Here is a 12,904-nt window from a genome sequence, read left to right on the forward strand (position 1 = left end):
TTTTTGGTGTTTTGTTTTCTGTTTCGTTGGTTGTGGGTGTGGTGGTGGTTGGTGTTTTGTTTTCTGTTTCGTTGGTTGTGGGTGTGGTGGTGGTTGGTGTTTTGTTTTCTGTTTCGTTGGTTGTGGTGGTGGTTGGTATTTCGCTTTTTGTTCCGTTTTCTATTTTTTCATATTCTGTTTTATTCATAGTAATAATTTTTGGAGTATAATGTAATAGGTCTTGTACATGACCTGTTTTATTGTCATGGAATCCATCTCCAGAAGATCTGAATATCCATTCAACATACTTTTCTGTCCATGATGAAACATTATACCAGCTATCATTTATAAATTGGAGAGAGTATGTTTTAGGAGCTGCATTTAATGTAACATTTACTTTGTACTTATCTGGATAAGTCACATAAGATAAGTTAGTATTTTCACTGAAGTTCCAAATAATGTAGTCATGAAAACCAAAACCATTTTTAATGAAAGCTTCATAGTTACTAGCAATCCATTCAATTAATCCTTCTCTAACAGTTATAATAGGCTTCATAGTGACAATATCTCCAGTATGCGTAGGACTTCCCTCTTTTTTGTCTATACATGAAGCATAGTACAGTTCATAACTAACATTTCCTTCAATAATCTTGCTTCTCATAATTCCTGTCTGCGAGCTAACACTTGCTAGATATCCTTGATCTAGAGGTATTTCTTCATCTAATTGGGTATTAGTATTGTTTTCGACTTTTATTTCAACTGAACTATTTATATTAGGGTCTTCTAGTTTTTGATCGGTAGTTACATTCCACACCATGTTAGTTATATTTCCTGACCATTTTGCTTCAACTGTCATGGTTAGTGTCATATTACTATAGGCATTAATATCTCCTACTTCCCAGATGCCAGTAGTATTATCATAAGATATTCCACCAGAATAGTTAATTAATCTAAATCTATTGTCTAGTAAATCTGTAAATTTCACATTAGTAAAATTAGTTTGACCTCCATTTATAATTGTTATAGTAAATGTCACAAGATCTTGTGGAGATACAACATAAGTATTAGCTGTTTTAACAATTGACAATACATTTGCTAATGATTTGATTTTAAGTATAATATTTTCGTCATCTGATAGTGCGTTAATTACATAGCTATCTTTTAAATTATTTAATATAAGACCATCTTGAGTAAAGCTTGTAAATCTTATATCTCCACTTGTACCATTAAAGGGGATTGTTTTATTTAAAACATTAACATCCACAACAAAATATGGTAATCTATTTGGACTATGATTTAATGATGGATTATTTAAGGTTAAATCATATGCTAATGTTGCTTCCTTATTTAAATTATAATCAACAGTTGCATTAACTATTGTAGGTAGTGTATAATTTAAAGATAGTCTTAAAACATACCAATTATTTAAAGTACCATTTGTTACAATATTCCACTGATCTAAAGCACCAATTACAATGGTTGCATTGTTTCCAAGAGGGTTATTGTTAGTTCCCCACCAGTTATAATTTGCATTAGCATTTGAACTTGATAAATAAACTGCTCCTGTAGTAATTCCATTGATGGTATTTCCATAGAATCTATTGTAATTAACAACTGTAGACATTCCATAAGAACTGTATAAAGCTCCACCACGTCCTGTAACTCTATTATTTATGAAGTTTGAACTGAAAACATTTAAATGCTCGCCTTCAGTGACATGTATAGCTCCTCCAGTTTTTGCACTGTTTTCATCAAATTCAGAAGATACAATAGTTATATTGAAGCAAACTGAACCTAAAATAGCTCCGCCTTCAATGGTTGCACTGTTATTAATAAAAGTACAGTTGGTTACATTTGTAGAAGCATCATAAACATAAACAGCTCCTCCTCTATCACCTGCAGTATTATCAACGAATATTGAATTAAAGAACGTTAAAATTGCGCCTCGAGTAGTAGAAACTTTATGACTATTAATTGCACCTCCATTTCTTGTAGCATTGTTTCCAATGAAAGTACAGGTATCTATGAGTACCACGCTTCCATTATTATTATCAATTGCACCTCCATTTGTTGCATAATTATCAATAAATCTTGTGTTTGTAATTTGTAAACTAGTTCCATCATGCATAATAGCTCCAGCCTTAGTGGCAGAGTTATTTTTAAATGTAGAATTTGTAATGTGTATATTGCCCCAATTATCAATTGCACCACCAGCAACTAAAGCATGATTTTCTTCAAAAATACAGTCATTGATGGTTAAACCAACATTAGCATTATAAATAGCTCCACCACCATAGTTTTCTAAACTTGAACTGGAAGTAACATAATTTTTTACAAAACTAACATTATTAATGGTCAAGCCATTAACATTATAAATAGCTCCACCAGCATATGTAGCACTGTTATTTTCAAAAAGAACATTATTTTCTATAGTAGTTCCTGATCCATAATTATAAAGAGCCCCTCCTCTACTAGCAGTATTATTTATAAAACTACTATTTATTATACTAAGTTTTTCGCCATAAAGAGGACCACCATAGCTACTAATAGGTGCATTGTCATAAATAGCTCCACCATTACTAGCATTGTTATTTATAAATAAACTATTTTGAATATTAAGAGCTCCATAGTTATAAATAGCTCCACCATATGATGCAGTGTTATTAATAAAAGTAGATCCTATTAAGTTAAGAGTAGATCTACTGTTTATAGATATGGCTCCAAATTTAGCATTTGTTAAGGTTAAGTTTATAAATGTAACATTACTTCCACTTAAAATGTTAAATAATCTATCAGTACTATTTAGTCCATTAATTATAACTGCTCCACTTAAAGCTGTTGCACCCATTAAAGTCACATTTTTATAAATAGATAATTGTGTATTGTTTAATTGTGAAGAATTTGTGTTGTTATAATTATTTCCTGCAATGTAGATTGTTCCTCCGTCTTGAACATATTCCAATGCTTTTTCTATTGTTGAAAGTGCATCATCCCAACTAGTTCCAAAGTTATTATCACTTCCACCAGTAGCATTAACATAAGTCATTTTATTATCATTAAAGAATATTCCAGTGAATCCATCAACAGCAAATTTTACTTTATTTGCACTATTAGGGGTTATATCTAGAATATAGCTATTATTTATTTTTCCATTAAATGTAATATTTATTTTATTATTTTTATCTACTATGGATCCAGCTAAGCTTGGGAGAAGATTAATATTAAAACTATCACTATTATTAAGATGGAAAATATAATTAAATGTAGTTTTTCCAGTAGATACATTAGTTAACTCTAGTATGACTTCAGCTTTGAAATAATTCGTTAATGTTAATGTTCCACTATTCCATGATGCAGATATTAAAAGTGGATTGGTGTTATTTCCCCACCAATTATAATTAGCAGTTGCATTTCCACGATTCATGAAATATTGATCACCACTACTACCTCTATTGTTATAGAATATATTATAGCTTAGATTTGCTCCAGTTGCATTTGTATATACTGCTCCACCAGTATATGCTGCACTATTATTTAAGAAAACATTGGATAATATTGTGCACATTATGTTTTGAGCAAGTATTGCTCCACCATAAGTTGCTCTGTTGTTTATAAAGCTATTATTGTTTATGAGAGCATAAGTACCAGCTGTTATTGCACCACCAATGGAGGCTCTGTTGTCTGTAAAATTACTATTAGTTACAGTGAAGTTTAACCCTGCAGTATATATGGCTCCACCAGCATAAGTTGCAGTATTATTTCTAAAAGTAGAGTTAATAACTGAAAGATTATTAGCTACATTATCTATAGCTCCACCATATGCAGCTCCTCTGCCACCCATAAATGTTGAATCCTTTATAATAGAATTAATCCCAGTATTATAAATAGCAGCTCCATATAATCCAGTGTTGTTTATAAAAGTTGAATTTACAATATTTAGTGTTCCACTACTATAAATAGCTCCACCATAATAACTATTATTAATCTGTCCATTCATAAAAGTTACATTGATTATGGTTACATAGCAGTTTTTAGATATGTTAAATATTCTGCTGCTATTTTGAGCATTTATAATAACATTATCTCTGGATTCTCCAATGAATGTTGTGTTTTTTGTAATATTAATATTTCTATTGCCTGTTCCATTATATATTCCATTTTTAAGATGAATAGTGCCCTCATTATCCACTTCAGCAGTTGCATTTTTTAATGTAGATTTAGGTGTGCTTATACTACCATTATATTCATCATTTCCATCTGGTGATATATATACATCTGATGCAGCACTAACACCTGCAATAGATACTGATAATACAAGTAATATTAATAATAGTAATATAATAACTCTGTTATTTTTATTATTTCTAATATTACTAGTATTTGTATTGTTTTTCCTTTTATGAAGTATATTTGTACTTATAATAGCTAAAAGAATAATAGCTATTATAATTATTATTGATGTTAATGGAGTGCCTGTTTTTTTCATAGTAGAACTAGTACTTGAAGCTTTAGCAGTTACATTGTTTGTAACAGGTGTGTTTTCGATGGTATCCTCATTTTCAATCTCAATACCTGAGCTTATTTCATTATTTTCTTTAGTATCTATATTTTCATTACTACTTTGAGTATAACTTTCTTTATTAGTAATAAATTCTTTATTTTTTGTTGTATTATTTTCTTCTGTTGTGTTGTTTTCTTCTGTTGTGTTGTTTTCTTCTGTTGTGTTGTTTTCTTCTGTTGTGTTGTTTTCTTCTGTTGTGTTGTTTTCTTCTGTTGTGTTGTTTTCTTCTGTTGTGTTGTTTTCTTCTGTTGTGTTGTTTTCTTCTGTTGTGTTGTTTTCTTCTGTTGTGTTGTTTTCTTCTGTTGTGTTGTTTTCTTCTATGAAACCATCAACAGTTATGAAGGCATATCCATAATATTCTCCATTATTAACTGGCAATGACTTCATGCTACTTAACACTTGAACTAAAATTATTTCTGGTGGAACATCTACTCCTTTTTGCATGACTGATGGCAATGGAATTGTGTAGTTAAATTCAAAAGGGATGTCTCCTTTTAAGTCCCGTACTTCATCGTAACTAAAGGCACGTGTATAAATACTATTATTTCCTACCTTGATACTCCAACCATAGTAAGTATATCGTATTGATCCCTTAATAGCTACGGTTTCACCATATTTTGCTGTAATATTTTCAATTATGATTCTTCCATTGAACATTGTCTGTATAAATTCTTGAGAATAGATAAGATTTAATCCAATTGTTTGATTATTAACATTATTATCACCTATAATTTCAATTGTAAGTTTGTTGAATGTGTCAAGCTCACCAAACTCATTGCTTATGTTTAATGTTATTTTTCCTATTCCATTAACAAATTCAATATCTTTATATGTAATGTTATTAATTATTACATTAGTTGTAATGTTAGCAGGATTGCCATTTTTATCATTTAAGTACAGATTAATATTAAGTGAATCATCAATTTCAAAAGATTGATTGAAGGAAGTTACTATGGAATCTATGTTATCAATAGTGCTATCATTACTAATAACTATATTAAATTTATCTGAGCCTACTTTTTCAATAGCTATTTTTTGAGTGTTATTTCCAAAGTAAGATGAACTTATATTAACTCCCATAAATAATGTAATATTTAAATTTGTGTCTCCTAAAGTGGCATTTTTAGAATTAACTGTATATATAGCTCCTCCCATAATAGCACTATTGTTTATGAAATTTGATGAGGATATAGTTATATTAGAAGCGTTATTATATATGGCTCCGCCAAAAGTTCCATGATTATTAATGAAACTAGAATTAATAATAGGGGTCTGAATTATAGGAATCCAGTATCTCATATTATGGGCAAAGTATATTGCTCCACCATAAATTCCAGTGTTATTAATAAAAGTAGAGTTTACTATAAGATATCCTTCATCATTATTGAAGTATATAGCTCCAGCAGTTCCACTGTTATTTATAAATGTTGAATTTGTAACATTGAATTTATTGCCCACAACAGTAACAGGGCCTGAATCAGTCCTGTTAACTGTATTATTTATGAATGTGGAGTTTATAAGATCTACAACTCCAATCACATGCAAAATATTTATACTAGAATAATGATTTGTTATTTTATTATTTTGAAATGTTGTATTCATAACTAATCCTGTTTGAATACGGATAGAAGAATCTTCATTGCTGATAAAAGTTGAATTTATAACTGAACCCTTCACCTCAACATATGTATGATTGTTATGGTCAAAACTGGAATTTATAATATTTCCATTATTAATGGTTAAAATTAGAAAATTAGTATAGCCAATTGTCCCACTTAAACCCCCATTTCTATTAGTAGTATTTTTATTATTAGAGAATCGTGAGTCTGTAACATTGATATTATAAGTATCTATAATATTTCCAATGTTACTCAAAAAGGTTGAATTTTTTATAATGGTGTTTCCATATCTATTATTAATAAGTGTTGATCCAATATTATTACTAAAATTAGAGTTTTCAATAACCCATTGATTACCAACATTAATATAATTAATTTCAGTTTCATTATTATATGTTAATAAATCAGCATTAATATTATTATAAAATCTTGAATTATTAATGAAAATATTTTTAATGGAAAGAATAGTATAATTAATCCTAACACCACTATTATTATTTAAAACTCCTTTATTATTAAAAAATTCAGAATTTATAATAGATAAATTATTACTAATAATTTTAGTATCATCGAAGTTTGAATTTAAAATATTAGTAATACCATTATTTTTAATATTACTGTTTATGAAAGTACAATTTTCAATATTAATTTTTCCTCCACCAATAAATCCATAATGGCTTAAAATTCTTCCTTTAAATGTTATATTTATTAATGTTAATTCACAATTTTCAGATATATTAATATCTCCAGTTGCATCAATTATTACTTTTCCTTTTGCTTCACCAGCTAAAGTCATGTTTTTATCTATAGTTAAACCAGCATGATTCTCTCTAGAATACGTACCTTTTTTAAATACTATTGTATCTCCATTGTTTACACTTGAAACTGCATTTTTTAGTGTTGCTTTAGGTGTGCTAATGTCTCCTGTTGAATTGTCGTTTCCATCTAAGGATACATATATGTCTGCAGCATCTGCACCAGCAATAGCTGTTAATGTTAGTGTAGTTAATAGAACAACAATAATAATCTGTGAGATAAATTTGATGTTTATCTTTTTGGAAATATTATTTTGTATAATATTAGAATTATTGTTATTATTATTGTTATTATTATTAGAATTAGAATTAGAATTATTATTATTAGAATTATTGTTATTATTATTAGAATTAGAATTAGAATTATTATTATTAGAATTATTGTTATTATTATTAGAATTAGAATTATTATTATTATTATTATTAGAATTATTGTTATTGTTTTTCATCCTCATGCTCCTTTTTAAAACTATTTATAAATTTATTTTTTAAAGTTATTTTTTTAATTTAATTTTCATTAATGTCTTCCTAATTCATTAATGACTTTCTTATCGTTAATTATTTCATTAATGCCTTCCTAATTCATTAATTATTATTAATTTTAAGATTTTTAATTAAGTAAATTATTTTATTTAACCGCTGATTACTATTTTAAGACATTCATAATCCGTTTTTTCATATTTTAAATTTTTATTTGTTGTTAAAAACTTTGAGTTTAGATAATTTTATTAAATATTCTGTAACATGTGATTGTTTTGAGATTTTATTAATTCTTTAAATCTTTTAAAAGAGTCTTTAAAAGCATAATATGGGTTATAAGTCGAAATATTTGTATATTTTTGATCTAAATATGTCTTTTATTCTGTGAACTCAATTCAATTTTAAATGAATTCAATTTTTAAATTTAAAATAAGTATTAATTATATAATTTTAGGCAATAATGAACCAATAACTAATTTTCCGCGAATTGTTTATGTAAAAATTGTTTAGATAGCTCAAATATGAGTTTTATTAATTGTGGATAATCAAAAAATTTCATTTCCATAAAATTTGAATTTTCAATGATAGTTAATTAATTAAGCTATTTAAAAATGATTTTGAGATGTTTACTTATATTTCCTTTAGTTATATTTTCACTAATTTTTTTATAAGGTTATTAATTATCATAGCAATGTATTTTAGGGATTTAATTAATAAATCCTCTGTCCTAAAAATTTATTTCATTACTTTCAAACAATTAATAGTTATAATATAGTGTATCATAATAAGTACTATATATAGTTTCTGTTTAATATTTGTTTACATAGAAATAAATTTAATAGTTAATATACAATATATAAAAATAGCTGTTTATTTTAAAAATAAAAGTTAAATAATAGTTTAAATTTATAAATATTCTATATTTTATCATTAATTAAAAATTTAATCTACACATGATAAAACCAAATGGTTAAAGTTATAAAAAAGGTTTAAAAATTAACAAAACGCCTATTGAACCTACATCTAAAAATAATACATATTAACAACACTTACACAATTTTTTCATTATTAAATATCATGTAATATAAAACTATTTTCATTGTATATTTTTTTCTTGTGTATTAAAGGAGTTTTATAATAGCTATTAAAATAATATTTGATATTAGCTATTTAGATTGTAATTTAAATACAAATATTTAATTATTTGACAAAAGTTTTATCTATTGGATAATATTATCTATCTTTTAATGGATTATTTAATGATATTAATTAGGATATATCTGTTATTTTTAATTTAATTATATTAAAACTAGTGATATATAAAAAATTAGTCCTAATTAACGATTAAAAATATTAAAAAAGATATTTTTAAAGTGTAATAGTTTTAAAACAAAAATTTTAATGGTTTTTTAAAAAATAAGAATTAATTGATATATTTTGAATTAAATAATCCATATAATTACATATTCGACATTTTTTTATCCAAATCCTTTTAAATTATCTTATTTCTTAGATAATTATTTAAAAAATCGTTAATATTAGAAAATAGCTATTATTTATATTTAGTTTATATTAATTTTGGCGTTCTATTAATAAATAGTTTTAATAATAATTTTAATAACTATTTAACAGAATATAATCTATTTTGAATCGTTATAGTTATTTTAAAAGAATAATAAATTTTTCGATGAATATGACTAATTTTATCTATACCAAACTATTGATTTATAAGGTTTTGTTAGCATAATAACCAATCATGTTTTTTAAAGGTATTTTTTTTATTTTTTATTAATTGAGGGAATGTTTTAATTATTTTCATTTTTATATAACTTTTGATCAAACTTTTTTTAAAAGTTTGAACGCTTTTTTTAGATTTAATAGTTTACATTTAACATTCCGTGGTTGGAATGCTACTGATAGTAAAATAACATTTTTGTTTTGGTAGGGTTTGTAATATTCGTTTTTTATAATTTGATTTAATCCGTCATTTAGCATATTGTCCATGGATTCTGTTTCGCTGAATTTAAATTCGATAATTATTATATTGTTTTTTTGTTTAAGTACAGCATCCATTCTTCCTTTAATGGTCATGATTTCTCCTTCGATATCAAAGCCTAGTAGTTGTAACCATGAGATAGCTAAAATTTGATAGTGTGCTTCAAATTCTTTTTTAAGTTTGCCATATAATATGTTTGGGATCTTGTGAAGTAGAATTTCGAAAGATTTCTGTAAATTTGTTTCATCTAAGTTTAAGATGTATTTAAGCATATTGTCTGTCATTGGTTGTATTTGGCTCTCGTCGTAGTTAGTGTAGGTTCCTAATATGTAGCTGAACAATGAATCATGAACTTCTTTATTAGGAATAGCTAGTTTATATTTTGATGATTCACCCAGATTTGTCTTTTTTGCTTTCATTGTTAAATAACCAGTTTGTAGGAGTGCTGTTGCAAAGTCTAAGTTTTCAAGTTTAAAACTAGGGAATGTTCCTGAAAATGTGGCACTTTTATTTATTAAGACTTCCCCTTCCACTCCTTTTTTATCAATAAGATCTATAAGTAGTTTTGGTGTTCCTGTATCAAACCAATAATTGTTAAATTCACCATTGTTGAAAAATTCAAGAATTGAAAATGGATTATATAAGAAGTTCTTACTATCCCATGAATAACCATCATACCATTTTTTAATTAAATCAAGTATAATTTCTGGAGCAACATCATTGTTTTCACTGATTTCATCAATATATTCTTTGAAGTTATCCTCAAGATCTTTTTGGGTATAACCACAGATATTACTATATTTTGGGTTAATTGTAATATCATCTAAATTATTAAAATCTGAAAATATTGAAGTTTTAGTGAATTTACTGATACCTGTTACAAAGATAAAATGAATATGCTCATCATTTGGTTTTAAAACCTGATAAAAACTTCTTAAAACATCACGATTACCTTTAGCTATTTTAATATCATCTAAATGACTACTAATAGCTTTATCATATTCATCTATTAATATAACAACTTTTTTACCATATTTTTCATGTATTCTAATGATTAACTCTGTAAATTTACTAGTTAAATCTTCACTTACAAGTTCTATTGAGTGTTCCATTTTTGTCATGTTAATGAAATCATTTAAAGAGATTTCTAATGTTTCAGGATTTTTATGCCCTATACTTGCAAAATCTAAATAGATCACCGGATAGTTTTGAGTCCAATCATATTTATCATAAATATATAAACCTTTAAATAATTCTTTATTCCCTTTAAACAAGTTTTTTAAAGTGTTAACAAGTAAAGATTTACCAAATCTTCTTGGTCTTGATAAAAAGTATATTTTACCTTCATTAACCATTCTATGAATCTGTTCTGTTTTGTCAATGTATGTATAGTTATTTTCTATTAATTCTGAAAATGTTGCAACACCAATGGGTAATTTTTTCATCATATGCCTCCTTTATTTAATATTTAAACTGATATATGTATTAGTTTTATATTTAATAAATTTTCCTAATTTTTGTATTACCCTACATAAAATCATTTTGATATAGCTTTTGATCAAACTTTTTTTAAAAGTTTGAACGCTTTTTTTAGATTTAATAGTTTACATTTAACATTTCGTGGTTGGAATGCTACTGATAGTAGAATAACATTTTTGTTTTGGTATGGTTTGTAATATTCATTTTTTATAATTTGATTTAATCCGTCATTTAGCATATTATCCATGGATTCTGTTTCACTGAATTTAAATTCGATGATTATTATATTGTGTTTTTGTTTAAGTACAGCATCCATTCTTCCTTTAATGGTCATGACTTCTCCTTCAATATCAAAGCCTAGCAGTTGTAACCAGGAGATAGCTAAAATTTGATAGTGTGCTTCGAATTCTTTCTTAAGTTTGCCATATAATATGTTTGGGATCTTGTGAAGTAGAATTTCGAAAGATTTTTGTAAATTTGTTTCATCTAAGTTTAAGATGTATTTAATCATTTTATTTGTCATTGGTTGTATTTGGCTCTCGTCATAGTTAGTGTAGGTTCCTAATATGTAGCTGAACAATGAATCATGAACTTCTTTATTAGGAATAGCTAGTTTATATTCTGATGATTCACCAAAAATCGTTTCTTCTTCTTTTTTTATTGTTAAATAACCTGTTTGCAAGAGTGCTGTTGCAAAGTCTAAGTTTTCAAGTTTAAAACTGGGGAATGTTCCTGAGAATGTGGCACTTTTGTTTACTAGGACTTCTGTGTCCACTCCTTTTTTATCAATAAGATCTATAAGTAGTTTTGGTGTTCCTGTATCAAACCAATAGTTGTTGAATTTACCATTGTTGAAGAATTCAAGAATTGAAAATGGATTATATAAGAAGTTTCCACCATCCCAGGAATAACCATCATACCATTTTTTAATTAAATCAAGTATAATCTCTGGAGCAACATTACTGTTTTCACTGATTTCATCGATATATTCTTTGAAGTTCTCTTCAAGATCTTTTTGGGTATAACCACAGATATTACTATATTTTGGGTTAATTGTAATGTCATCTAAATTGTTAAAGTCTGAAAATATTGAAGTTTTAGTGAATTTACTGATACCTGTTACAAAGATAAAATGAATATGTTTATCATTTGGTTTTAAAACTTGATAAAAACTTCTTAAGACATCACGATTACCTTTAGCTATTTCAATATCGTCTAAGTGGCTACTGATAGCTTTATCATACTCATCGATTAGGATAACAACTTTTTTATCATATTTTTCATGTATTCTAATGATTAGCTCTGTAAATTTACTGGTTAAATCTTCGCTTACAAGGTCTATTGAGTGTTCCATTTTTGTCATGTTAATGAAATCGTTTAAAGATCTTTCTAATGTTTCAGGATTTTTATGCCCTATACTTGCAAAATCTAAATAGATTACAGGGTAATTTTGAGTCCAATCATATTTATCATAAATGTACAAGCCTTTAAATAATTCCTTATTTCCTTTAAACAAATTTTCTAAAGTGTTAACAAGTAAAGATTTACCAAATCGTCTTGGTCTTGATAAAAAGTATATTTTACCTTCATTAACCATTCTATGAATCTGTGCTGTTTTGTCAATGTAGGTATAGTTATTTTCTATTAGTTCTGAAAATGTTGCAACACCAATGGGTAATTTTTTCATCATGTGTCTCCTTTATTTAATATTAATAAAAGCATTCCTTATACTTAAAATGGTTTATTTTTTGAAATAGCTTTTGATCAAACTTTTTTTAAAAGTTTGTTTCATATTAATAAAAGCATTCCTTATACTTAAAATGGTTTATTTTTTGAAATAGCTTTTGTTCAAACTTTTTTTAAAAGTTTGTTTCATATTAATAAAAGCATTCCTTATACTTAAAATGGTTTATTTTTTGAAATAGCTTTTGTTCAAACTTTTTTTAAAAGTTTGTTTCATATTAATAAAAGCATT

Annotated in this window: 3 protein-coding genes; all 3 read right to left on the minus strand. The window is 26.4% G+C overall.

From position 1 onward, the window contains the following. Positions 1 to 7,423 (minus strand): DUF11 domain-containing protein (locus tag MBFIL_RS08805; protein WP_211261749.1); only part of this gene is annotated, 7,423 nt, incomplete at its 3' end. A gap of 1,867 nt (positions 7,424 to 9,290) precedes the next feature. Then, a complete protein-coding gene (locus MBFIL_RS08810) occupies positions 9,291 to 10,895 on the minus strand; it encodes an ATP-binding protein (RefSeq protein ID WP_066973663.1) in 1,605 nt (534 codons plus the stop codon). 113 nt (positions 10,896 to 11,008) lie between these two features. Further along, the gene (locus MBFIL_RS08815; RefSeq protein WP_066973665.1) at positions 11,009 to 12,616 is read right to left on the minus strand and encodes an ATP-binding protein; all 1,608 of its coding nucleotides are present in this window, start codon (positions 12,614 to 12,616) and stop codon (positions 11,009 to 11,011) included. Positions 12,617 to 12,904: the final 288 nt, after the last annotated feature.

Source organism: Methanobrevibacter filiformis, assembly GCF_001639265.1.
In the GTDB taxonomy this organism is placed as follows: Archaea; Methanobacteriota; Methanobacteria; order Methanobacteriales; family Methanobacteriaceae; genus Methanacia; species Methanacia filiformis.